Source organism: Paraconexibacter antarcticus (genome assembly GCF_024220175.1).
GTDB classification, from domain to species: Bacteria; Actinomycetota; Thermoleophilia; order Solirubrobacterales; family Solirubrobacteraceae; genus Paraconexibacter; species Paraconexibacter antarcticus.
The window spans coordinates 4,405,846-4,428,269 of sequence record NZ_CP098502.1 but is presented as its reverse complement, the minus strand read 5'-3'; the positions used below and the strand labels follow the sequence as shown (position 1 = coordinate 4,428,269).

The 22,424-nt window shown below is 70.1% G+C and carries 19 protein-coding genes; 11 read left to right on the top strand and 8 right to left on the bottom strand.

Annotated features, from left to right (window positions below; genetic code table 11):
• The gene (locus NBH00_RS21695) at positions 1 to 1,230 is read right to left on the bottom strand and encodes a cytochrome P450 (protein WP_254570660.1); all 1,230 of its coding nucleotides are present in this window, start codon (positions 1,228 to 1,230) and stop codon (positions 1 to 3) included.
• Positions 1,231 to 1,334: 104 nt separating this feature from the next.
• Here NBH00_RS21695 and NBH00_RS21690 point away from each other — a divergent pair, with 104 nt between their 5' ends.
• Positions 1,335 to 1,955: a TetR/AcrR family transcriptional regulator gene (locus tag NBH00_RS21690; protein WP_254570659.1), complete on the top strand. Its 621-nt coding sequence runs from the start codon at positions 1,335 to 1,337 to the stop codon at positions 1,953 to 1,955.
• Positions 1,956 to 1,970: 15 nt separating this feature from the next.
• Here the strand turns inward: NBH00_RS21690 and NBH00_RS21685 are convergent, their stop codons facing one another.
• Complete coding sequence (locus tag NBH00_RS21685; protein ID WP_254570658.1) at positions 1,971 to 3,203, bottom strand: MFS transporter; 1,233 nt, start codon at positions 3,201 to 3,203, stop codon at positions 1,971 to 1,973.
• A 78-nt stretch (positions 3,204 to 3,281) separates the two neighbouring features.
• Positions 3,282 to 3,875 (bottom strand): TetR/AcrR family transcriptional regulator, encoded by a 594-nt coding sequence (locus NBH00_RS21680; protein WP_254570657.1) that lies wholly within the window; start codon positions 3,873 to 3,875, stop codon positions 3,282 to 3,284.
• A gap of 103 nt (positions 3,876 to 3,978) precedes the next feature.
• Between NBH00_RS21680 and NBH00_RS21675 the strand changes: the two genes are divergently transcribed.
• From NBH00_RS21675 to NBH00_RS21665, 3 genes are read left to right on the top strand one after another with little or no spacing between them, the layout of a single operon-like run.
• On the top strand, positions 3,979 to 5,943 hold the full coding sequence (locus NBH00_RS21675; protein WP_254570656.1) for an MMPL family transporter: 1,965 nt from the start codon (positions 3,979 to 3,981) through the stop codon (positions 5,941 to 5,943).
• Positions 5,940 to 7,490 (top strand): MFS transporter, encoded by a 1,551-nt coding sequence (locus NBH00_RS21670; protein WP_254570655.1) that lies wholly within the window; start codon positions 5,940 to 5,942, stop codon positions 7,488 to 7,490. The genes NBH00_RS21675 and NBH00_RS21670 overlap by 4 nt, the downstream gene beginning before the upstream one ends.
• 37 nt (positions 7,491 to 7,527) lie before the next feature.
• Complete coding sequence (locus NBH00_RS21665) at positions 7,528 to 8,214, top strand: hypothetical protein (protein WP_254570654.1); 687 nt, start codon at positions 7,528 to 7,530, stop codon at positions 8,212 to 8,214.
• 609 nt (positions 8,215 to 8,823) lie between these two features.
• Here NBH00_RS21665 and NBH00_RS21660 read toward each other — a convergent pair.
• From NBH00_RS21660 to NBH00_RS21640, 5 genes are all read right to left on the bottom strand, one after another.
• Positions 8,824 to 9,084, bottom strand: coding sequence for a cupredoxin domain-containing protein (locus NBH00_RS21660; protein ID WP_254570653.1), 261 nt, complete (start codon positions 9,082 to 9,084; stop codon positions 8,824 to 8,826).
• 389 nt (positions 9,085 to 9,473) lie between these two features.
• Entirely contained in the window at positions 9,474 to 9,743 is a 270-nt protein-coding gene (locus tag NBH00_RS21655) for an AtpZ/AtpI family protein (RefSeq protein WP_254570652.1), read from the bottom strand.
• Positions 9,744 to 9,758: 15 nt separating this feature from the next.
• Positions 9,759 to 10,295 carry a hypothetical protein gene (locus tag NBH00_RS21650; protein WP_254570651.1) on the bottom strand — a complete coding sequence of 179 codons (537 nt, stop codon included), beginning with the start codon at positions 10,293 to 10,295 and terminating at the stop codon, positions 9,759 to 9,761.
• 31 nt (positions 10,296 to 10,326) lie between these two features.
• Positions 10,327 to 12,516: an Ig-like domain repeat protein gene (locus NBH00_RS21645; RefSeq protein ID WP_254570650.1), complete on the bottom strand. Its 2,190-nt coding sequence runs from the start codon at positions 12,514 to 12,516 to the stop codon at positions 10,327 to 10,329.
• Positions 12,497 to 13,705 carry a hypothetical protein gene (locus tag NBH00_RS21640; protein WP_254570649.1) on the bottom strand — a complete coding sequence of 403 codons (1,209 nt, stop codon included), beginning with the start codon at positions 13,703 to 13,705 and terminating at the stop codon, positions 12,497 to 12,499. Before NBH00_RS21640 ends, NBH00_RS21645 begins: the two co-directional genes overlap by 20 nt.
• An 806-nt stretch (positions 13,706 to 14,511) precedes the next feature.
• Here NBH00_RS21640 and NBH00_RS21635 point away from each other — a divergent pair.
• From NBH00_RS21635 to NBH00_RS21605, 7 genes are all read left to right on the top strand, one after another.
• Positions 14,512 to 14,853 carry an ArsR/SmtB family transcription factor gene (locus NBH00_RS21635; protein WP_254570648.1) on the top strand — a complete coding sequence of 114 codons (342 nt, stop codon included), beginning with the start codon at positions 14,512 to 14,514 and terminating at the stop codon, positions 14,851 to 14,853.
• Entirely contained in the window at positions 14,844 to 15,146 is a 303-nt protein-coding gene (locus NBH00_RS21630) for a hypothetical protein (protein ID WP_254570647.1), read from the top strand. Before NBH00_RS21635 ends, NBH00_RS21630 begins: the two co-directional genes overlap by 10 nt.
• On the top strand, positions 15,146 to 15,850 hold the full coding sequence (locus tag NBH00_RS21625) for a hypothetical protein (RefSeq protein ID WP_254570646.1): 705 nt from the start codon (positions 15,146 to 15,148) through the stop codon (positions 15,848 to 15,850). Before NBH00_RS21630 ends, NBH00_RS21625 begins: the two co-directional genes overlap by 1 nt.
• A complete protein-coding gene (locus NBH00_RS21620) occupies positions 15,847 to 18,297 on the top strand; it encodes an ATP-binding protein (RefSeq protein ID WP_254570645.1) in 2,451 nt (816 codons plus the stop codon). The genes NBH00_RS21625 and NBH00_RS21620 overlap by 4 nt, the downstream gene beginning before the upstream one ends.
• Positions 18,294 to 20,540 (top strand): hypothetical protein, encoded by a 2,247-nt coding sequence (locus NBH00_RS21615; protein WP_254570644.1) that lies wholly within the window; start codon positions 18,294 to 18,296, stop codon positions 20,538 to 20,540. The genes NBH00_RS21620 and NBH00_RS21615 overlap by 4 nt, the downstream gene beginning before the upstream one ends.
• A gap of 68 nt (positions 20,541 to 20,608) precedes the next feature.
• Complete coding sequence (locus tag NBH00_RS21610) at positions 20,609 to 21,010, top strand: hypothetical protein (protein ID WP_254570643.1); 402 nt, start codon at positions 20,609 to 20,611, stop codon at positions 21,008 to 21,010.
• Positions 20,997 to 22,247, top strand: coding sequence for a lysozyme family protein (locus tag NBH00_RS21605; RefSeq protein ID WP_254570642.1), 1,251 nt, complete (start codon positions 20,997 to 20,999; stop codon positions 22,245 to 22,247). The genes NBH00_RS21610 and NBH00_RS21605 overlap by 14 nt, the downstream gene beginning before the upstream one ends.
• Positions 22,248 to 22,424 lie beyond the last annotated feature (177 nt).

Sequence of the window (22,424 nt, the reverse complement as noted above, 5' to 3'; positions counted from 1 at the left end):
TCACGCGCTGACGCGCACCGGCAGCGTGGTGAGCTGGTTGATGAAGATCGCGGTCGCATAGCGCGGGGCAGCGTCGAACTCCATGTCGGGCCAGCGCTTGAGGGTCTCCTCGAACATGATCTTCAGCTCCAGGCGGGCCAGCGCGGTGCCGAGGCAGAAGTGACGCCCGCCGGCGCCGAAGGCCTGATGCTCGGGATTGCGCTCGACGAGGAACTGCTCGGGCTTCTCGTAGACGGCCTCGTCATATCCGGTCGCCGGGTACCACATCATGACCTTGTCGCCCTTCTTGATCGGGCAGCCGCCGAGCTCGGTGTCCTCCGTCGCGGTCCGCCGGAAATGCGCGAAGGCGGGAAACATCCGCAGGCACTCCTCGACCATGCTTGGGATCAACGAAGGGTCGGCGACGACCTTCGCGCGCTCAGCGGGATTCTCGATCAGGGCCTTGATGCCGCTGGAGAACGTGGCTTTCGTCGAGTCGTTGCCGGCGGTGACGAGGAGGATGAAGCCCATCACGATCTCCCAGTCGGTGAGCTTGTCGCCGTCCACCTCGGCATGGACGAGGATGCTCATGAGATCGTCCGTCGGCGTGGCGCGGCGGTCGTCGATGAGGACCTGGCAGCGCTGGACGATCTCGGGGATCACCTTCTCGATGACCGAGTTCGGGCCCTCAGGGTTCAACTCGGCGTCATCACCGCCGACGAGCATGTTGATGAGGCGAGCCCACATCGCGTCATCGGCCGGGTCGATGCCCATGAAGTCACCGATGACCCGGGAGACGGCGGGAGCTGCGAGGTCCGTGACGACGTCAAAGGTCTCGCGACCCTCCAGGCCGTCCAAGACCCCGACGACGATGCCGCGGATCTTGTCCTCGTGCTCGGCGATGCGCTTCGGCGTGAAGCCGCGCTGGAACAGCTGCTTGAGCCGCCCGTGCTTGGGCGGATCCATCCCGATGAACATGCCGTTCTGGACCTCAAGCTGAACCCAGGGCATCCCGACCATGCCGCCGAGCTCAGAGGAGTAGAGCTGATAGTTGCGACTGACCTCGTGCACGAGCTCCTGGTTGGTCACCGACCAGAATCCCGGCTCTTCGGGAAAGCTCGTCATGCCCTCGCTCCAGTGCACGGGGCACCGGCTGCGCAGTTGCTTGAAGAGCTCCAACGGAGCACCTTCGCGCCAGTGCTCGGGATCCGCGACGCGGACATCCGACAGGTTCTGCTCCGACACGCTCATGCGGGTACTCCTCCGGCTCGCTCTTCGGGACGACGATGAACATCTCACATTGGTTTACATGCTGTCAACCTCTGGTGTCATGCACTAGTGTTCTTGGCATGTCAGTGCTTTCCCGCCGCTCGCCGCTTCCCGAAGACCAGCGGGGCCGAACGAGGGACGGGATCCTCGACGCCACCCGTGGGCTGCTGGGGGAAGGCAAGGCATTCGCCGAGCTGAGCGTCGGCGAGATCTCGATGCGGGCCGGCGTATCGCGGCCGACCTTCTACTCCTACTTCCAGGACAAGCGTGCGCTTGTCCTCAGTCTCGGCGAGGAGCTCGAGCACGACGTCCGGGCTGCCGCCGGGCCATGGCTTCGCGACGAGGATGACGACCTGCGCAGCACCCTCAGCGGAGTGCTCTCGGGCTTCCGCACCCACAGCGCGACGCTCGGCGCAATCGTCGAGGCCGCCACGTACGACCCAGACGTCGCGACGTTCTGGCGCGACTTCCACGAATGGTTCCTGGTCAACGCCGCCGAGCGGGCGATGCGTGCCGACGACACCCTCGCCCGGGAAGACGCGGAAGCCGTGGCCTACAGCCTCGTGTGGATGACCGAACGCTGCCTGACCGAGCACCTCGGGGCTCCGCGCGTCCGCGAGGAACCGCTGCTCAACGCGATCGAGCGGCTGTGGCGCTCGGCGATCCCCGCGACGGACGCCAAACCTGACCCGCTTCCCGGCGGATAGCCTCCACGTCCAGCCCTACACGGCGTGCTCGGGTGAGGCGGCCGTCGCGGCGGACCGCCAGAGCCAGGCGGCCGCAGCGACCGCCGCGAGCGCTACTCCAGCCAGCAGCCCGGCGGCGGCATCGAGGCCGAGGGTGGCTCCGGCGACGCCGGCGATCGGGTAGGTGAGCAGCCAGCAGGCGTGAGAGAGCGAGAACTGCGCGGCGAAGAGGTCGGGCCCGTCGTCGGGGCCCGCGGCGCGCTGCACAAGCCGGCCCGCCGGGGTCTGCACGACGGCTAGGCCGATCCCGAGGATGAACCACACGATGAGGAGCGTCTCGTAGCGGCTGAGCAGGGCTGCGGCTACAAGGCCGGCGGGGAGGAAGGTGCCGCCCGCGAGCATGACCTCACGCTCGCGCCAGCGTCGCAGGAGCGAGGGGATCACGATCGCGGCGATCATCGAGCCGGCGCCGGCGGCGCCGAGGGCCCACGCGACGGCGGCCTCGCCGTGGCCGAAGTCCCGACGAACGTAGATGACGGTGTTGACGATGATCAGTGCGCTTGCGGCGGCGACGGCGAGGTTCAACGCGAGCAGAGCGCGAAGCTCGGCGACCCGGAGGAAGGTCCGCGTGCCGTGTGTGACGCGCCGCCACGTCCGCGCCTGCGACGCGACGTCCACGCGGCCGGGCAGCGCGCATGAGGTCACCAGGGCGGCGGAGATGAGGAACGACATCGCGTCACCAGCGAACAGCGCGTTGTAGCTGAGAACCGAGAGCAGCATCGCTGCGAGCGCTGGGCTGGCGAGGTTCTCGGCTTCGTAGGCCAGGCGCGAGAGCGAGAGCGCGCGGGTGTAACTGTCCTCGTCGGGGAGGATGATCGGGATTACCGCCTGAAACGCCGGGGTGAACGCGGCCGAGGCGGCGTTGATCACGAAGATCAACACGTAGACCTGCCAGACGGCGGTCACTGCCGGGAGCATGGCGACGACCGCCGCGCGGGCGAGGTCCAAGCCCACCAGGAGTCGGCGTCGCGGTAGGCGCTGGGCGTACGAGGTCACGACCGGCGCGACGAGTACGTAGGCGATCATCTTCAGCGCGAGCGCGATGCCGATCACCGCCCCGGCGTGTCGGCCTGACAGGTGATAGGCCAGCAGCGACAGGGCGATCGTCGTCAGGCCGGTGCCGGCCAGCGAGATGACCTGGGCGCCGAACAGCCGCCGGTAGGTGGGGTCCGAAAGCGGGCCAGGCGTTCCGGGCGGGGGCACTGGCACCGCCGACACCCTACGCGGGGTCTTCGGGCGTCGCGGGGTGCGAACGGTCGTGTCCGTCACGCCGCCCGAGTTCGCGATTCACCCGGGCTGCGGCGTGAACAGCGCGTCGACCCGCTCGAGTGCTGCGGTGACTGCCGGTCCGTCGCCGGTCTCGGTCCATTCGATGAGGAGCCCACGGAGCAGCGCGAGCACGACACCGGCGAGGGCCTCCCGGCTGTCGTCCGGGTGGCCGGCATGGGCGAGGCGGCTTGAGATCATGTGCAGCCAGGCCTGTTTGAGCGCGGTGAGTGCGAGGTCGATCTCCGGCGTCTCGGCGCTCCCGCCGAGGAGCGTGATGTAGGCGCGTGCGAGTTCGGGCTCGGACGTCGCGCCGGCCCACAGGACCTCGGCGTTCGAGCGTTCGCTCTCGCCGATCGTCTCTTCCATGCCGCGGGCCATCTGCTCGCCGACGGCTTGTACCACTCGGACGAGGAGGGTTTCGCGCGACCCGTAGTAGTAGGAGATGTTGCGCTTGTCGACGCCGGCCGCGTCGGCGATTCGTCCGAGGGTGGCGCCGCCCATCCCGTCGCGGGCGAGGACAAGAGTCGCGGCGTCGAGGATCCGCGCCGCCGTGTTGCGACCTTTGGGGGTCAGGGGCTCCGGGGCTCCCTGGTGCAGCGTGCTGGCCATCATCGACGCACTCAACCTACAGATCCGGCTCGGCGGTCGGGCCGGCTTATCCTACGATCGTAGAAGTAAATTTCCTCGATCGGAGCAAAAATGTTAGGGTGAGTTCATGACGAGCACCGCATCACATGGTCCGCTGGCCCGGGTGGCGTACTGGGCGTCGGGTCACGGGCGCCGGGTGGCCGTGGGATGGCTGGTGCTCATCGTGGGACTCGGCGTGTTTCTGCCGAAGCTCGAAGGTGCCTTGTCGGGGGCGGGGATGGAGCACACCGGGTCGGAGTCGGTGCATGCGCGTGAGCTCATTCAGGCGGCGAACCCGCTGTTCGCAAGCTCGGCGCTCAGCGTCGTCATGCACGGGGCCAGGCCGTACGGGGAGGATCCGCAGTTCCGCGCCGCGGCCCGCGCCGTGGCGCACGAGCTTTCGGCCGATCCGGCGGTTCGCGGGGTGATCGGCCCCACCCGCAGCGGCCTGATCGCGCCGGACGGTCGCACGGTGATCGTGACCGGCGGTGCGGGGCGCGACACCAGCGGGATGGTCCACGCGGCCGATCGACTGCGCGACCGTGTCCGCAAGGTGGCCGGCCCGCGCTACAAGGCGCAGATGTCGGGTCTCTCGGCGCAGTGGGCCGACTTCAACAAGGAGAACAGGGACGCCCTGGTTCGCGGGGAGAAGTACGCGCTGCCGATCACGCTGCTCGTGCTCGTCGTCGCGTTCGGGTCGCTCCTGGCCGCCGGGCTGCCGCTGCTGATCACAGTGATCGGCCTGTTCGTGACCGGCGGGTTCCTCTATCTCTTCACGCAGATCGGGTACGTGTCGATCTGGGCGCTGTCGTTCATGTTGATCTTCACGATGGCGCTCGGGATCGATTACGCGCTGTTCATCGTCATGCGCTTTCGGGAAGCGCTGCGAGAACACGCCGATCCGGTCGACGCGGTCGCAGCGACGATGGATACCGCCGGGCGCGCCGTGGCGTTCTCGGGCACGACGGTGCTCGTGGCCACCGCGCCGTGCTACCTGATTCCCAGCCCCATGCCGAAGTCGATCGCGATGGCGATCGAACTCGCGGTGTGCCTCGTGCTCGCCGTTGTGTTCACGCTCTTGCCGATGCTGCTCGCGCGACTGGGGCCGAGGATCGACGCGGGTGCGATGCCCTGGCTCAAGCGGCGACACGCGATGGACCGTGATCCGGGCGCTGGTCGAATGGCGGACAGCGCCCCGCTCGTCATCGGCTTGATCCTGCTGCTCGGCTTCCTGCTGCTGCTCGTCGCGGTGCAGGCGCCCTTCATCGCGCTGGCCGGGACGCTGACGAGCCTGCTCTCCAGCGCGGCAGCGTTCGGGGTCACCGTCCTCGTCTTCCAAGACGGGCACTTCACCGGGCCGCTGGGGATCCACGCGACCGGCTACATCGACTTCTGGGCGCCGGTGTTCTTCTTCGCCATGATCTTCGCCGTCGCGATGGACTACACCGTGTTCTTCATCTCCTCGGCCCGCGAGCAGTGGGACCTCACCGGCGACCCGCGAGCCGCCGTCGTGGGCGGGATGGGCCGCTCCGGACCGGTGATCCTCGCCGCCGCGGCCGCGATGCTCGGCGTCTACGGCACCTTCGCCGCGTCCAGCGCGCTGCCCGCCAAGGAGATGGGCATGATCCTCGGCCTCGCGGTGCTGCTCGACGCGTTCCTCGTCCGCCTCGCACTGCTACCCGCATTGCTGCGCCTCGCCGGGACCTGGGCGTGGTGGCAGCCCGTGTGGCTCGGCCGGGTCCTTCCCTCGTTCAGCCTCGCCCACAGCGGTCCCGCGGCGCGCGCTCGACCCGGGCTCGACCCGGCCGCACCGACGCCGAGCGACGTGGCCGACCGCCGCGAAGCGATTCTCGACGCCGCGCAGGCCCTGTTCGCCGAACGCGGCTACCGCTCGGTGACGAGCCATCAGATCGCGCGCTGCGCGGGCGTGGACCTCGACGAACTCGAGCGCCTCTTCGAGTCGCGCGACGAGATCCTCGCAACGGTGCTGGAGCGGCTCATCGACCGCGCGGCGAAGGCGGAGCGGCTCGCCCGCGTGAAGGTCGTTCGATGAGCAGAGCTCGCAGCGTCTGGGTGTTGACCGTCCTATGCGGTGCGGTGAGCCTCGTCGTCGCGTCGATCACCACGCTCTACGTCGCTGGCCCGGAGATCGCCCGGGACGTCGGCGCCAGCCAGACAGAGCTGACGTGGATGATCGACATCTACACGCTGGTGATGGCCGGGCTGCTGCTTCCGGCGGGCGCGCTCGGGGACCGGTTCGGCCGGCGCGGCGTGATGATCGCGGGCCTGGCGATCTTCACCGCGGCCGCCGCTGTCCTGCAGGTCGTCGACACCCCCTCGACGCTGATCGCCACCCGGGCGGTGCTCGGACTCGGGGCCGCGCTGATCCTGCCCTCGACGCTGTCGCTGATCACCAGCACATTCCCGCCCGACTTCCGGGACACCGCGGTCGGCGTGTGGACCGCCGCCTTCACGCTCGCCGGGGTGTTCGGCGGGGCGCTCGCCGCGATCCTCCTTGAGTTCTTCTCGTGGCGCTCGGCCTTCTGGAGCATCCTCGCGGGCGCGATCGTCGTCCTGTCCGCGTCGCCGAGCATCCCAAGCTCACGCGACGAGCAGCCGCCACCGATGGACAACTGGGGCGCCGTTGCCGCGCTCGTGTCCGTCAGCGCCCTCGTCTACGGCTTCATCCAGGCCGGCATCGACGGTTGGACCAGCCCGACGATCATCACCGCCCTGATGCTGGGCGTGCTCGCCGGCGCGGGCTTTGCGGCCATCCAGCTACGCCGCGCCCACCCGTTGCTGGACGTGCGCCTGTTCGCCAACCGCTCCTTCGCCGTGGCGGCGTTCACCGTCTTCGTCGCCTTCGCCGCGGTCTACGGTCTGGCGTTTCTCATCATCCCCTACCAGCAGATCGTTCTCGGCGACTCCGCGCTGGCCGCGTCGATGCCGATGTCAGCCACCGCCGTGACGATCATCCCCATCACGATTTTCGCCCGCCGCCTGACCGAGCGCATCGGTCTGCGCGTCGTAGTCGCCCTCAGCTGCCTCTTCAACGCCGCCGGCTTCGGCATTCTCTGCGCCATCAGCGTCGACGGTCCCGTGTGGGTCCTCTACGCCGCGACACTCGTGATCGGCGCCGGCCTCGGCCTCGGCATGGTCCCCTGCACCGAGGCGATCCTCACCAACGTCGAACCGGCCAAACAAGGCGTCGCCGCCTCCGTCAACCACACCACCCGTGAGGTCGGCACGTCACTCGGCGTCGCGCTCTTCGGCGGCCTGCTCTCCGGCTCCTACGCCGCATCGATGCGTCACATCACCCAGGCCCTTCCCGGACCTGCGCGCGACGCCAGCCGCGGGTCCGTCGCCGGCGCCCTGCAGGTCGCCCAGCAGTCCGGTCCGCGCGGCGCAGAGCTCGCGGCCCAGGCCCGGCACGCCTACGTCACCGCCACCCAACACACCTCACTGGTCATGGTCTTCATCATGGCCGGCGCCGCCCTCATCGCCGCGCTCTGGGCGCCGCCCAGGAACCCGCGCGCAGTCCGCGCGGCCTCCGCCGAGCACGACCGACGGCCCGCACTCACGCCGGTGACCAACCGATGACCACCGCGATCACACAACGCACGAGGAGTGCTCTGACATGTATGCACGGCTGAACCGATTCACGGGCATGGAGGCCGAAGCGCTCGCCGGATCGCTCGAGTGGTTTCAGAGCGAAGGGCTTCCCGCGCTGCGCCGGTCGCCGAGCTTCTTGACGATCTTCTTCGGAGTCAACCTCGAGGAGGGCACCGCGACGGCGCTGACGTGCTGGTCCTCTCAGCATGCGATGAGCGTCAACGAAGCCACCGAGGGACCGATGCGCACGGAGGCGCTGCGACGCGCCGGCGGCAGCCTGAGTCGAGGGCTCGTCGACACCTACGAGATCGTCCATACCGACAGCAGGCCGATGGACAGCGACGACACCGAGCTGCACGCGCGTGTCATCAGGTGGGAGGGGCTTCGGCCCGAAGCGATCCGCGCCGCCAAAGAGGAGTTCGTCGACCAAGAGCTCCCGACCTGGATCGAGGACCCCGACTACCGTGGGATGCTGCTCGGCGCCAACACCACCCTCGGCAACACCTTGCTCGTCTGTTTCTGGGCAACGGAAGACCTCAGCGACGTGGAAGCCCGCGAGCGCCAGACGACCCGGCGCATCACCAGCGCGCGCAGCGGACCATTTCGCCCGGTCATGTTCGACAGCTACCAAGTCGCGATGGCACCCGACCTGACACCTGCCACCGCCACAGTCACCGCACCGCGCGGCAGTGGCGCGACCGCTTCGCGCTAGATACCGATCCGGATCCGTCGACACCGACACTGCGTTGTGGCCGGGAGACCCGTGGTACTCCTCCGCGCCGACAAGAACGAGCCCGTACCTGAGTGTGACCGCGCACCGCGGCGGCCGCGGGCGGGCCTTGATCAGGTGTCGGTCGTGGCCTCCAGGCCACACCAGAAAGTCGTCGGCGGTCCGCTGCAGGGCGCGCGTGGTGAGGGCTGCGATCTCGGTGGCCGCGAACCGGTCGCGGTCGGTCGGGATCGAGCGATGGAAGCCCTCTTCGAGTCACGCGGCGAGATCCTCGCGACCGTCCTGGGACGCTTGGTCGACCGCGTGGCCGCGGACCGCCGCCGAGCTGTCTCGCTGAGGAGCGCCCGCACGACCTGATTCGCGAGGCAGCTGGTCGCGATCACTCGCACGAGCAAGGGCCCGGCCAGGCGGGCGGCGTCCGTCACCACAGCGAGCAGCACTCCGTCTCAGGCCGCGTGCGGGACCGGTTAGGGGCCAAGTTGGGCCTCTCGTCCTCTTACGGGTGTTTTGCCAACCACCAACCACCGAGGCGCGCACCCGGTCCCGGCAATGGCCAAATCTCAGAACCAACGTGCCTCGACGCGAGAGGCATCAAGAAGCCCACTCGCGAACCGTCGAGTCGGCCATTGCCGCGCTGGGCCTCGGCTGGATCGTGCCGCGCGTGGCGAACCGCACCGTCTGGGACTGGCCGTGCTTGAGCGGCCGCGGATGGATGAGGTTGCTGAGGATCGTGCCGGACTTGGTGGAGTCGGCGACGGTGTGCTCGATCTTGCCGACGTTCGTGAAGCGGACCGAGGTCCCGGCACGGATCGTCAGCGTCTTGGGCCGGAAGAAGTACTCGCCGAGTTTCACGGTGGTGGTGCTAGCGGCGTGGGCGCTGGCGCCGTGCCGTCGGCGGGCGCGGAGGCGATCGCGATGGCGGCGACGGCTGCCGCGAGGCGGCGATCGAGGTGGTGCGAAGGCGGGGCATGTGGGTCTCTGCGTTTTTCGCGCCTTCCGAGCGGCCCAGCACAACGAGCCACGCGAACACCCTCGTGCATCACCAAATAGAGCAACCGCATGGCCACGACGACCATCCTGCCGAAACCACCTCGCGACGAGATCCTCAGATTCATCGCCCATCCGCGAGTTCTGGCACGGCACCCCCCGTGGTCATCGCCGACCAGCCAGGCCACACCTCCGTCGGGCGACCGTCAACTTCGACGGCGAGTGCCGGCGTTGGGGCCGGAGGCACGCCTGGCCTACAGGTCGCGGTAGCGCACGTAGGTCGCCGTGAAGCCGCCGACCACACCGAAGAAGCAGCCAACAAGGCCGCCACTCGTCCCGAGTCCGGCCTGTTCGCCGATCAGGGCGCCGGCGGCGGTGCACAGCGCGATGACGACGAGGGTCGTGATGCCTGCCCCGCTGGCGTCGTCGAGTGGTCTGTGGCGGTGACCTGGGGGTTGGCTGGCTGCTGGTCGTGGAGCGGCGACGGGGATGCGTTCCTGGGTCTCGTCCGGTGACGGTCGCATCGTGACTCGTTGGGCTCAGCAAACGACGATCAGGTGGAACGGTCGGTCGGCAGGAGCACCGCTGGCATCGTAGATCTGGACGCCGACTTTGCCGTTGTCGTCGCGAACGGTGATGTAGCCGGGCGGCTGGCTGGTGGCGTCGGCGCTGCCGAGCGTGGCGGTGTAGGTGCAGGTGCTGATGTTGGTGGGAAAGCCGATGGTGTAGCTGCCGGATCCGACGCTGGTGTGGCTTCCGCTGTTGGAGCTTCCGCGGAGGATTTGGCCGGCGCCGCCGACGGTGGCGGCATAGGAGACGGCGGGGCTTCCGGCGGGGCCGGCAGGTCCGACCGGGCCTCGCTGTCCGCGGAGATTCTTCTTGGCGCTGGCGGCCATGTCGGTGAGGAGAACGCCGCCGTTGCGGATCTCGCTCGAGGAGACGGCTTGTGCCCGGATCTGCGCGGGGCCGACGCTGTTCTTCGGGAGCTTGAGCGCGGCGTAACTGGTGCCGCCGAGCGCGATGAACAGCGCGAGGCTTGAGACGGTGTTTGCGTAGGTGAGGTGGGGACGGCGCATCGGGCGATGCCTCCAGGAGACAACGTTGGAACTATTTTCCGCGGACGGCGATGCGGGTGACGGGTGAGGTGCCGACGGCGAACGGGTAGGCGGGGTCGCGGGGGACGCGGATGCGGAAGGAGAGGCGGGCGTTTCGATAGTTGCCGATGAAGCGGTAGCGGTGTTGCCAGCGGCCGTGGGCGTTGGCGCGGGGATTGGCGAAGACTTGCCAGTGGCTGTTGACGAGCGCTTGGAGCTGGATGAGCTTTCCGGCGGCGGGGACGTGGCCCCCGAGCAGGGTGCCGGAGAACCGCACGACCGCACCGACGGTCACGCTCCGGCGGCTGACGCGGAGCGTGGACTTCGCGGTGACGCCGAGTTGGAGGTCGTGTTCGGCGGGGCGGATGAGCGGGGTGCCGGGGTACCGCACGCGCACGGTGCGGGAGATCCCGCCGCGGGTAGTGTGGAACGAGAACGCCCCGTTCGCGGTCGTCTTTACGGTGCGGCGCTGCTTGATCCCCGCCTTGGGCAGCCGGGACTTCTCGAGGATCTGCAGGACGGTGGCAGGCATCGCGTGGCCGGCCGCGTCCACGAGCCTGCCCTGGACGCTGGTCCGGGCGCCGAACCGCACGCGCACGGCTGCGGCGAGGCGGGTGCGTTTACGGTTGCCGCGGCGCGTTATGCGGGCGTGCCCGGCGAAGAGACGGGTCTTCGCGCGGACGGGAAGCGTGATCGCCATCGGCGTGCCGTCAGCCAGGGCAGTGGTGCTCTTCTCGTTTCCGGCGGCATCGACCGCTCGGCCGCGGAGGTCATAGGCACCGTCGGCGAGGTGCTCGTCGGGCAGGGTGGCGGTGAGGCGGCCGGCGTCGACGGTCGCCGGGATGCTCTTCCAGGAGTCGGTGGCTTGCGGTTTGATCTCGATTGATCCGGACGCGAGACCGCTGGTGGCGTCGGATGCATCGATGGCGATCGTTGCGGGGTTGGCTGGGTCGCCGGGAGCGAACGCGGCGGTCGGGGCTTCGCGGTCGACGCGGAGGTGAATGGGCGGGGCGGCGTTGTCCTGGGTCTGGTTTCCAGCCTCGTCGACGAGCCAGACCTTGAGCGTGAAATCGCCGTCCGTGGGTGTTTCCAGGCCGGTGAGCGAGGTAATCGCGGCACCGGACTTGGTGCCGGTTGTACAGGCGGTGGTGTCGCCGGGGGTGGGGCAGACCTGCCAGTTCGCCCCAGCGACCTGCGCGCCGGACACCTCAGGGTTGGTCCAGTGAACCGACAGCGAGTTCGTGGAGTGCCAGCCGCCGCCGCCATCGACAGCGAGGTCCTGCGGCGCGCCCGGCGGGGTGTTGTCCACGAGCGTGGTGCGGGAAGCCGTACCGACGTTGCCGGCCGGGTCGGTGGCTTTGATCGTCAATTGATGCTGGCCGTCGGCGAGCCCGCCCGTGCTCACCGTAAACATTGCCCCGCCGTTTGGGCACGGTGCGGGACGAGTGAAATCGCAGGCGTTGGGGCTCTGTGCCGCGGTCTGCCCGTCGATGAGAAGCACGGACTGCTGGATCCCGGTGTTGTCGGAGGCGTCGAACGACACGGTCTGCGCGGAGCGTCTCCAGCCGGCTTGCCAGAGGCCACCGCTGACGGAGGCGACGGTCGGGGCGGTGTTGTCTTCGATGCGGACAGTGGCCGACGAGAGGCGGGCGATGGCTTCGAGGTAGTTGTGGTCGGGGCTACCGGAGTTCAGGGGGCAGGAGTCGCCGGGGCAGTAGACGCTGATCGCGATGTTGCTCGTGTGGGGGACGTTGATCCTTTCGTTGTCGACGTTCCAGGTGCAGCCGCCGGGGGTGCCGACGCCGCAGCCGCGTAGGACGGTTTGGTCGCCCATGAGCGCGGCCCGCCAGCGTGAGTTTGCGGAGTACAGGTCGCTGGAGGCGAGCAGGCCGACGATCGACGTGCCGGCCGGGGCGGTGAACAGCATGCGGGCGTTCACGCCGCCGGTGACGGTTCCGTCCTGGACAGCGTTGCGCGCAACCAGGCCGCTGCTGGGGCTGCCGCTGCCGTCGCATTGGGCGTAGGCGGTGACCCAGTTGGAGCCGTTGATCTCCGGAGTCCAGGAGTTGTTGGTGCCGGCGGCTGCCGCGCACGCGGGGACGTCGTAGGTACCTGCGTGCGCTGCGGCTGGTGCGGCGAGCGCCAGGGCGATGGTGGCGAGTTGGATCGCCCGTCGTGTCTGGTTACTGGCCAAAGAACTCACCGCCGCCACTGCTCTTCTTCGGAGTGCTCGTGCCCGTTGCGGCGGCGGGCGGAGCGGTCGTCGTCGGCGGAGTTGCCGTGACCGCGGTGGGAGCGGTTTGCGGCTGCACAACCGGTGTGGATCGGGCGTGGGTGGGCGCTGGTCGTTTGGTCCGCGCATGCTTCTTGGCGGCTGGTGCTTTGCGGGCCGGCTTCGTCGCCGCAGGTGCCGTCGGCACGGAGTTCGGGTGTGTCGCCCCGACTGTCGTCCCGACGCTGAGCTGCCCGGTGTCGTGGTGCAGGACGAGCTTTACGGGGTGCCGTCCTGCGAGGACGGCGGTTGTTCCGAATCCGATCCCGAGGAGAGCGACGACGGATGCGAGGGCCTTGGTGCTCCCGGCCTGGCTGAGCAGCCCGGTGCTCGCGGCCGCGGTCTTCTTCGTGGCCGGCCGCGTCAGCAGCTTCGCGCCGAAGAAGAACGGGAGCGGCGCGAGGACGGTGCGGGCGTTCTCGCAAAAGGCGTGCTGCTCGCGCACATAGGTCTTGCACGCATCGCAGTGCTGCAGGTGCCGGCGGGCATGGCGGTTCTCTGCGCCGCGTAGTTCGCCGGCTTGGTAGGCGTGCAGGCGACCTCGTTCTTCCTCGTCGAGGTCCAGGCCGATCGCGTGCCGCAGGACGCCTTGGAAGATCTTGCGGGCGCCGAACAGGGTCTGGCGCAGCGCGTTGGTCTTGATCCCGAGGCGCTCGGCGAGCTCGTCTTGATCCCAGTGGAGGTCGTCGACGGCGATCATGATCAGCGCCTCCCTTTCGGACAGGGCCCGCAGTCCGGCGAGGAGGATCGCCCGGGTCAGCATGATCCGGCGCTCGCGTCCGTCGCCTCCGGTGGCGGAGATGTCGCGGACGGTGGCGCCGAGGACAGACGCGATCAGCTCGCGTTCGTAGAGCGGCAACTCGTCACCTGAGTCTTCGAGGTGGTCGAAGTCGAAGGCGATCATCAGCGGCCTGGCGTGGGTGCCGTCACTGCGGCCGTGCTCAGCCCGCAGGGCGTCGCAGGCGGCATCCATCATGCAGCGGTACAGGCGCCCGTCACGGGCCGGGTCGCGGGAGTGCTGCAACTCGGGCCACTCCGCCAGGACACGGATCAGGCCCTCTTGGAGGGTGTCGGCGACACCGATACGCCCGCCGGCACCTTCGGCCTCGGCGCCGAGCATGTCCCGCAGGTAGCTGGAGAACTTCTTGGTGTTCTCGTCGACGAACCTCGTGTACGAGATCCCCGGGGCGACGGTGAGCGTTGAGGTCATACCTTTACTCCCGGCGAACCGGCCCGGTTTGTTATTCGCAATCTCACGATCGGCACGCCGCGCCGGTCGTCGGCCGCGGCTGCCGGCGGACCCAGTGGGTGTCCGCGCTTGAGTGCGCCGGAGCGTGCGGTTGATGCGAGAGCTCGAGGACCGCAGCGGTCCTAAATGTGAGTCACCGCGAGGTCCTCTCCCCATCCACGATCGTTCCTAACCCTCGGCAGAGAGGCGACGCCCCGAAACGTGGTTGCCGATGGGCCGCGCGCGCCGAGCTCACCCGGCAATGGTCGCCGCGCCGCGCCGGGGTCGGCGCTCGCGCCTGCCGACCGCGATGTCGCCGCTGAGTGCTTGAGGGACGCCGAACACCGCATCGGCTGCCGAGGCGGCGCGGTGCGTTCACAAACGCGACCGACGATGAAGCGCGGCGCGGGGCGGATCGCCTGGTGTGCTTGGGCTTCTGTGCGCGCTTCGGACGAGCGCGCGAAGCGGCCCGGTCGTCGCCGGGCCGGCCGGGCGCTCGGAGCTGGTGAGCGCGGCTGTCGCTCGTGGTGTGTGGACGAACCGGGGCGTATAACAGCGACCTCGCGCTCGCCGGGTAAGTAGATATGACCATTTCTCCTCGGCCCTCGGGCCGCCTGCCCATTTCGACCGACCTGCGCCGCAGCGGGCGGTGTCCCCGCCGCCCCGCTCGCCCCTCGGGGCACCTCAGCGAGCTGGGGGTGGAGATCACTGCCAGCCGCCTGCGGGTCCTCGGACACCCGGTCCGGCTGCGGATCATGCGAGCCCTCGATGAGCGCCGGGCCACCGTCCCGCAGCTCGCCACCGAGCTCGGTGCGCCGGAGGTCGCGGTCGCGGCGCACGTGCGGCTGCTGCATCGGGCGGGGATCCTGGCCCGGGTTGACGGGGTCGGGCCACCGGCGTTTCAGCTCTGCGATTGGCCGAGCTTGTGGATGGTCGATCAGCTCGCCCGCCGCCTACGCGAGCAGACCCTTACGGAGAGCGACCCGGCGACCGACATCGCCGACGACGAGGACCCGGACGAGGGCTTCACATGCCGCTGACCCGCAAGCAGCTCCTCGCGATTGGCATCGTCGCCGCCCTCACGCTGATCGAACCGACCGCCGCGATAGCGGCCGGGAACGACGTCGGCGCGAACCTCTCAAAGCTCCTGCGCCACTACGCCAGCGAGCTGTACGCGGGGATCCTGGCGATCGTCTCCTTGGTCTTCCTGGTCAACCGTCGCTACGGCGAGCTCGGGACGTTTCTGGTGGCGTCGGTGGTGGTGGCGTGGCTGGTGTTCAGCCCCGACCAGGTCTCCTCCGCCGCCCGCGCCATCGGCAAGCAGATCTTCTGATGCCCCAACTCCCCGAGGTCGTCCGCAGCTATCAGCGGGTGTTCCGGCCCGACCGCCGGATCTACGCGATCGACGGCAAGACCCTCCCGATCCCCGGCGGCATCCCGATCCGCTGGCTCGGCACCGCGACGCTCGTCCTGGTCGCCGGGATGCTGCTCGCGGCGGTCAAGCCGGTCGTCGTTCTCGCCGCTGCAGGCATCGTCGGTGCGGGGGTGTGGCGGCTCGGTCGCCATCGCCCCGCTGTGATCGCCGCGGCCGCGGCCGCCGCCGGATGCGTGGTGGTGGGGGTGATGCTGCGGTCGCTGGACTGGCCGCTGCGGCTGATCGTGATCCCGTCGGTCGCCGCGACCGCCGCTTTGCAGCTCGCTCCGGACGGTCGCAGCGCCTACCGGTTCCCGCTGTCGTGGGCGCGCGCGCAGGTCGCGGGCCGACGCCGCCTCGGGCAGCCGCTGCGCCCGTCCGCCGCACCGGCACCTGTCGTGCCGACCCGGTTGGTCGTCGCGTCTGACGAGCACGCCCCGCGCCTTACGCGCGGCCGGGTCTCGGGGCCGGCGACGCTGCGGTTCGCCGGGCCCGTGGCTCTGCGTCGTGGCCGGCGCGGTCGCTGCACTATCAGGCCGCTTGCGAGTGGTCGGCGTCGTACGGGCGTGATACTCGACGAGGTTCGGCTCGCCGAAGGCGAGCATGCGCAGGTGCGGCCATGACCTCCCCCGCGGATCTGATCGGGCTGCGCTACGCCCGCGCGAACCTGCTGTTCGGTCCCGGCAGCGAAAGTTCTGCGCTCTATCGCCTGGATGGCGTGAACTTCCCGCTGCGGTCGACGGGGGAGAAGTGGGCTGTGCAGGGGCAGCTTGAGCACCTCGCTCACGCCGTCCAGGCCGATTTCTCGCTCTGGCGCGTCTACCGCGCCACGGGAGCTGATGAGTACCAGCGGGCGTCGCACGGCTCGCCCGAGTTCGCCCAGCTCCTCAGGCAGCACCGCGACGCCCTCGACGGGCTGGACGGCCGTCAGCCCGAGGTCTATCTCGCGGTCGCGCTGCGCACCCGGGCGGGTCGCAAGCTCGGCGGCGCGATGCTCCACGCCGCCGACCACGCCCGCGCACGACTCACCGCACTCGTCACAACGAAGACGACCGCGCCGATCGCCGGCAGCGAGCTTGCGGCGCTCGCCGAAGCGGAGACCCGGCTCTTCGAACGCCTCACCGGGGTGGTCGGCCTGCGCCGCGCGCATACCCAGGAGCTTGAGTGGCTACTCCGTCGCGCACCGCTGCGCGGCATCGCAGAGCCAAAGGTCGAGGACGGATGGCAGCCGGACGCGCTGGTCATCACCACCCCCGACGGGGACGTCGATTGCGATGGCGTGCTGTACGAGCCGCTGGGTTGGGATCTGTGGCGGCTGCCGGCCTGCCCGCTGCTTGAGGACCCCGAGCAGCCGCCGAGCCTCGCGATCGAGACCGAGACGGGCACCGGGTTTCAGGCGCTGCTCGTCATGGGCGCCCTGGGGGAGCAGCCGGTCTTTCCCGGCCCCGCGGCCGAGCTCCTGCACGCACCCCTGGACGGTCTGGGCGTTCCGGTCGACGCGGTGGTCCATGCGAGGTGGCTGGGGAACCGTGAGGCGCTCGGCCAGGTTCGCAAGCGGATCGTCGATGTCGAGCAGGTCTACCGCGACCAGCTGGAGTCTTCGCAGGGGGCGGGGTGGCAGGCCGACGATGACCGCACCCTCGCCCGCGAATACGAACAGGTCCTGCAAACCGGGGCACGCCCACCGATGCTCTACGCGACGCTGTCTCTCGCTGTCGGCGCCCCGACGCGGGAGGAGCTTGAGCGCAGGGTCGAGGCGGTCCGCGGTCGTTACGGCGACGTGCAGCTCTACCGGCCGCGCGGGCTGCAGGAGGCGCTGTTCTATGAGCATCTGCCGCGGGCGGATGGTGGCCGGGTACGGGAGTACGTGCAGCAGGTCACCGCCCAGCAGTTCGGCGCGATGGTCCCCACCGCCACCACCCTCATCGGCGACCCGGGCGGCCTCTACCTCGGCTACACCACCACCGGGGCACGCCGCCCGGTGTTCTATGACGCGACGGCGCCGTCGCGGGAGTCGCGGGCGAGCGCGGTGATGCTCGCCGGAACCCTCGGCTCCGGTAAGACGCTCGCCGCCCAGCTCATCGCCCACAGCGCCCTCCTCCGCGGGAGCCTCGTGGTCGATTTCGATCCGAAGCCCGATCACGGCTGGACCAACCTCCCCGAGCTCGCCGGGCGGGTCGGTGTGCTTGAGCTCACTGGAGCGGCGGATCAGCAGGGGCGCCTTGATCCGATGGCGATCGGCCTCTCGGAGATGCGGGAAGAGCTCACGGTCTCCTACCTGCTGGAGTTGCTGCGGGATCCGCCGGCGTCGTGGGAGCACGCCATCGCCCGCGCCGTTCGCGACACAGCGCGCGATGGCGGCCGATCCACCCGCATGGTCATCGACCGCCTCCGCACCCTCGACGGCGACGCCGGCCGCGAGGCGGCCGACGCACTTGAGGTGATCGCCGACGTCGGCCTCGCCCGCCTCGGCTTCGCCACCACCCACCCCGACCAGGCCGCTCCCGTGCAGTTGCAGCTGACGACGATCCGCACCCCCGGCCTGACCCTCCCCGAGCCCGGCGTCTCCCGCGAGACGTACACGCGCGCGGAGCGGATCTCCGTCGCGACCCTGTCACTCGTCGCCGCGCTCGCCCTCCGTCTCGTGTCCGGCGATCGGTCGCGGCACAAGGTCGTGCTGCTCGATGAGGCGTGGTTCCTGCTCGCCTCCGCGCAGGGGCGGGCGGTGATCAACCGGCTCGTGCGCCTCGCGCGCGCCTACAACGCCACCGTGCTGCTGGTCACCCAGCGCCTTGATGACGTGGAAGGGACCCGCGACCTCGTCGGCACCTGGCTGGTCTTCGGGCAGGACGCCGACACCGAGGCCACCCACGCCCTCGACCTCCTCGGGATCGAGGCCACACCCGCACGGGTCGCGTCGCTGCGGGCGGCGCGCGCCGGCCGCTGCGTGATGCGCGACCTCCAAGGCCGGGTCGCCGAGGTCCAGGTTCACTGCCCGGACCCGGCACTGCTGGACGCGTTCAACACCAGCCCCACCACGACCACCGACACGGACGGGGGCGAGCGATGACCCGCCTGCGAATCCTCCTCACGCTCGCCGCCTTCCTCGCCTTGGTGTTGTTGTGGCTTGCGCCGACAGTGTGGGCAGCCAGCGACCTGTACTCCAACATCGGACCCGGCGGCTCGGTGTCCGGACTCGCGGACCGGTACCCGATCGGCAACTACGCGCTGGATCAGCACTTCGACGCGATCAAGGCATCGCTCACGCGTGGGGTGGATGCGTCGGGGATCCCGTCGATGATCGCGTTCTTTCTCGCGAACTTGGTCTGGCAGATCACGGCGTTCATCGCCAACGCCTTGATCGTCATCTTCGGCTACGCCTTCTCTCTCGATCTCCTCAACGGAACCCCGGGCACTGGCGACTCGGGTGCGCTCGCACCGGTCGGTGATGCGATCGCCGGCCTGTACGCGCATACCTTCGGGGAGCCGTGGGCGGTCGTGGCGATCACGCTCACCGGCTGCTGGGCGATGTGGCGGGCCCTGGTGCAGCGCCGGTACACCGAGACCGCCGCCGCCCTGGGGAAGTCGTTGGTGTTCTGCCTGATCGCGTTGGCGATCGTCTCCCGCCCCGACGCGACGATCGGCGAAGCCAGCCGCTGGACCAATCAGATCTCGAGCGCCTTCCTTTCCGTCACCGCGAACGGTGACGTCAGCACCGGACCCAAAGCACGGCGGTCCGCCTCAGACCAGCTGTTCAGCACCCTGGTCCTGCGGCCGTGGGTGGCCTTGAACTTCGGCGGGACCGAGCACTGCGTCAAGCCCGGGACGGGCAGCAAGGACCACGACCCGACCTCCGTCCCGGTGCGCCCGCTCCCGACCGGTGCGGGCCGGCGGCTGGCCAAGGCGGAGACGGTGAGCGTGGTGGGGAAGGAGTGCGTGAACAACGCCGTGCGCTACCCCGCGCACTTCCTGAGCTACCCACCCGGCTCTGATGATCGCGACGCCCAATATGACGCGATCAACAACGCGGACGCGGGGAAGCTGCCGGACTCTGATCCGGCGAAGAAGGCCGGCACCTACAAGCCCGCGATCTTCGACAAGCCCGCGACCGATGCGATGGAGAAGGGCGGCCAGTATCAGCGCCTGCTCCTCGCGCTCGTGGTGCTGATCGGGGAGCTCGGGGCGTTCTTGCTGCTCGGCTCGCTCGCCTTGTCGGTCGTGCTCTCGCAGATCGTCGTGCTGCTCCTCGCGTGCTTCGCCCCGGTGGCTTTGGTGGCGGGGATCATCCCCGGCCGCGGCCACGACCTCTTCCACCAGTGGGCCACCCACCTGATCACCTACCTCGTCCGCAAGGCCGCCTACTCACTCGTCCTCGCTGTCGTGCTCGCGGTGCTGGCGGCTCTGCAGGACGCGACCTCGAGCTTGGGGTGGCTCATGTCGTTCGGCCTTCAAGCCGCGCTCCTGTGGACCGTCTTCCTGCAGCGGGGCACGCTCGTCGGAAAGCTCACCACGGCGGTCAGCGGACAGGCACCCGGCCGCGAAGCCCAGCTACGCCGGCTGCTCGGGATCGCGTACGTCGCCAAGAACGTCCTCCCAGCCCGCCGGCCAGCGACATCAGACGCGGCCGCCGGGGCAGCCCGGGCAACGCACACGGGTCCCGTCGATGAGCAGTCGCCGGCGCCCGCACCCGAGGACTTCGATCAGGCCCGACACCGCCCGACGTCAGCGCCGACCTCGACCGCGTCCTCGCGCTCGCAGCTTCGCGACGAGCAGCCGTCAGCGGCCGATGCGCCGACCCGCGAGCATGCCCGCACGGCCCCCGCGACCGACCCGGCCACGGCGGACCCCGATCGCGTTGGCGCAACTGACCGCGCCCACCGTCGCGCGCGGCTGGACCGCCCCGACGCGCCCGCTCGCGCTGCGGCCGGCAACGACGGCGCCCCGGCAGCGACCCCGGCGCGCCGGCGCGCCGGCGCGGACGCTCATCCAGCCCGGCGCCCCGATCGCCCTAGCGAGCCCACCCACCACCAGCACGCCGATGCCTCGCCTCGGGCCGCACTGGGTGGCGCAGCCTCACGTGTCCCGACTCCCGCCGACCCGGGCGCACCTGACCCGACGCCAACACCGCCACCGCCGCGCCCGGAACCAGACACCCCTGAGCCCTCGCTCGCCGACCAGCTACGCGCTGAACGACAACGCCTGCACCCGCCCGTCGCCGCTCCCGACGAGCCGGTCGACCCCGCGCCCGCGACGCGACGCCCGCCGCCACCCCACGGCGACGGAACAAGCAGCGAACCGGGAGCACCGTCATGAGCTCCGCAACGGCAACCCCCGGCCGGAAGGCCGCAGCTCCGGGCCCACGGCTGGTTGGGCTTGCGTGCATGGTGCTGCTCAGCGCCGCAACGGCCGCGCTCAGCGCGCCGGCCGGCCCCGGCCATCCGGCCCCGCCGAGCACCGCCGCCGCTCCGCCCGACGTGCGGGCGGCGGCCGCGTCCGCCCGGGCGTTCGCTGAGGACTACCTGGCGTGGATGACCGCCCACCACAGGGCGGGCCGCGTCACGGCCGCGACACCAGCACTTCGAGCGCGTCTGACGGCGGAGCGGGTGCGGCCGAGCCGCGCCCGGCGACGGGAGCGGCAGATCACGGAGCTGCGCACCGACCTCACCACCCCCACCACAGGAACCGCCGTCGTGAAGGTCACGGGCCGCGACGTGCAGCTGCGCCTGACCCTCACCTTGGTTCGTTCGGCGGAGGGGTGGGTGGTCAGCGATGTCCGCTCCTAGCCGCAGCCTCAAGCGGTGGTGGCTCATCACGACGTTCGGGTCCACCGGCCTGTGCGCCGTCGCCGTGCTCGGTGCGGTGATGGCCGTCACCGGTGCCGCCCTGACCTGCACCGGCGGACCCTCCACCGAGACCAGCCCCGGCGCTGGTGGAGGGCCGCAGCCGACCGCGACGGCGACCGCGCAGATCCCGCCAAGCCGGCTCGCGCTCTACCGAGCGGCCGGCGAGCGGTTTGATATCGACTGGACGTTCCTAGCCTCGATCGGCGCCCAGGAATGCGACCACCGCACGTGCGCGGGTGACAACGGATCCGGATGCGCGGGCCCGATGCAAATCGCGATGCGCCGCGGCTCACCGTGTAGCCCCGGCAACACTCCGACCGAGTTTGAGCGCTACGGCTACGACGGAAACCACGACGGACGGTTGGACGTCAACAACCCCGCCGACGCGATCTTCACCGCCGCCCGGCTCCTCCGCGAGGACAAGAAGGCACCCAAGACCGGCGGCAGCTACACCGCCTACCGGCAGGCGGCGTGCGCGTACTACGGAGCCTGCGCGGACGCCTCTGCCTCCTACGCGGACGAGGTCATGACCCGCGCCGTCGCCTACGGCTTCGGCGGACCCGGCACCCCGCCGACCACCGCCGCGCCGGCGGCGGTCGAGCAGACGGGCGGCTGCGGCGGTGGCCCCGCGATGGCGGGCACGCCGGACGGCACGGGTGGCCTCGGGCCGGTCCACAAGACCACCGCGCCGCGGGAGCTGAAGTCGCTGCCCGGGTCGGTGACGGGTGGGGCGGTGATGCGGTGCGACGCGAGGATCGTCCCGGACGTGGTCTGGCTCGCGCGGCGCTTTCACGTGCAGGTCACTGCCTGCCAGAGCATCCACTCCCAGGCCGGCGAGCACCCCCTCGGCGCCGCCACCGACCTCGTCCCTGAGCCCGGTTACACATGGCCCGAAACGACTGGTGCGCTCGCCCACGCGATCGGCTGGAAGAGCACCTGCGCCGCCTCAGGTGTCACCCCGGATTGCGCCCGGCCACCGTTCCACTTCGTGGGCTACAACGGCTACCCCGGGCACGGCGACCCCGGCCACTGCAGTCCCTGCGGCGGCGGGCCGCACCTCCACCTTTCCTGGCTCACGAGCGCTTCACCGGGCCAGGCGCAGAACGCCCCGCGGTCCTCATATTTCGCGGCGGCCTGGATCGACACCTTCACCCCCACACAAGGAGCAACCACATGACCACAGCCATCTGCCACCCCGGACCTCTCCTGAGGAGCAGCCCCTCGCCCGACACCATCGCGCCCGTCCACACCACGTCAAGGAGCACCGCCATGCCCGCACCGATCCACCCCGCCTGCACCACCACGATCAGCGCCCGGAGCGTTCGGCGAGCGCCGCGCACGACGCTCGCGGGCT

Excerpts from the sequence above, each read along its gene's own strand:
- NBH00_RS21670 (WP_254570655.1), top strand. The coding sequence starts at position 5,940 with ATGAGCAGAGCTCGCAGCGTCTGGGTGTTGACCGTCCTATGCGGTGCG.
- NBH00_RS21610 (WP_254570643.1), top strand. The coding sequence starts at position 20,609 with ATGGTGCTGCTCAGCGCCGCAACGGCCGCGCTCAGCGCGCCGGCCGGC.
- NBH00_RS21615 (WP_254570644.1), top strand. The coding sequence starts at position 18,294 with ATGACCCGCCTGCGAATCCTCCTCACGCTCGCCGCCTTCCTCGCCTTG.
- NBH00_RS21680 (WP_254570657.1), bottom strand. The coding sequence starts at position 3,875 with ATGATGGCCAGCACGCTGCACCAGGGAGCCCCGGAGCCCCTGACCCCC.
- NBH00_RS21630 (WP_254570647.1), top strand. The coding sequence starts at position 14,844 with ATGCCGCTGACCCGCAAGCAGCTCCTCGCGATTGGCATCGTCGCCGCC.
- NBH00_RS21650 (WP_254570651.1), bottom strand. The coding sequence starts at position 10,295 with ATGCGCCGTCCCCACCTCACCTACGCAAACACCGTCTCAAGCCTCGCG.
- NBH00_RS21620 (WP_254570645.1), top strand. The coding sequence starts at position 15,847 with ATGACCTCCCCCGCGGATCTGATCGGGCTGCGCTACGCCCGCGCGAAC.
- NBH00_RS21665 (WP_254570654.1), top strand. The coding sequence starts at position 7,528 with ATGTATGCACGGCTGAACCGATTCACGGGCATGGAGGCCGAAGCGCTC.
- NBH00_RS21675 (WP_254570656.1), top strand. The coding sequence starts at position 3,979 with ATGACGAGCACCGCATCACATGGTCCGCTGGCCCGGGTGGCGTACTGG.
- NBH00_RS21625 (WP_254570646.1), top strand. The coding sequence starts at position 15,146 with ATGCCCCAACTCCCCGAGGTCGTCCGCAGCTATCAGCGGGTGTTCCGG.
- NBH00_RS21640 (WP_254570649.1), bottom strand. The coding sequence starts at position 13,705 with ATGCTCGGCGCCGAGGCCGAAGGTGCCGGCGGGCGTATCGGTGTCGCC.
- NBH00_RS21605 (WP_254570642.1), top strand. The coding sequence starts at position 20,997 with ATGTCCGCTCCTAGCCGCAGCCTCAAGCGGTGGTGGCTCATCACGACG.
- NBH00_RS21655 (WP_254570652.1), bottom strand. The coding sequence starts at position 9,743 with ATGCGACCGTCACCGGACGAGACCCAGGAACGCATCCCCGTCGCCGCT.
- NBH00_RS21695 (WP_254570660.1), bottom strand. The coding sequence starts at position 1,230 with ATGAGCGTGTCGGAGCAGAACCTGTCGGATGTCCGCGTCGCGGATCCC.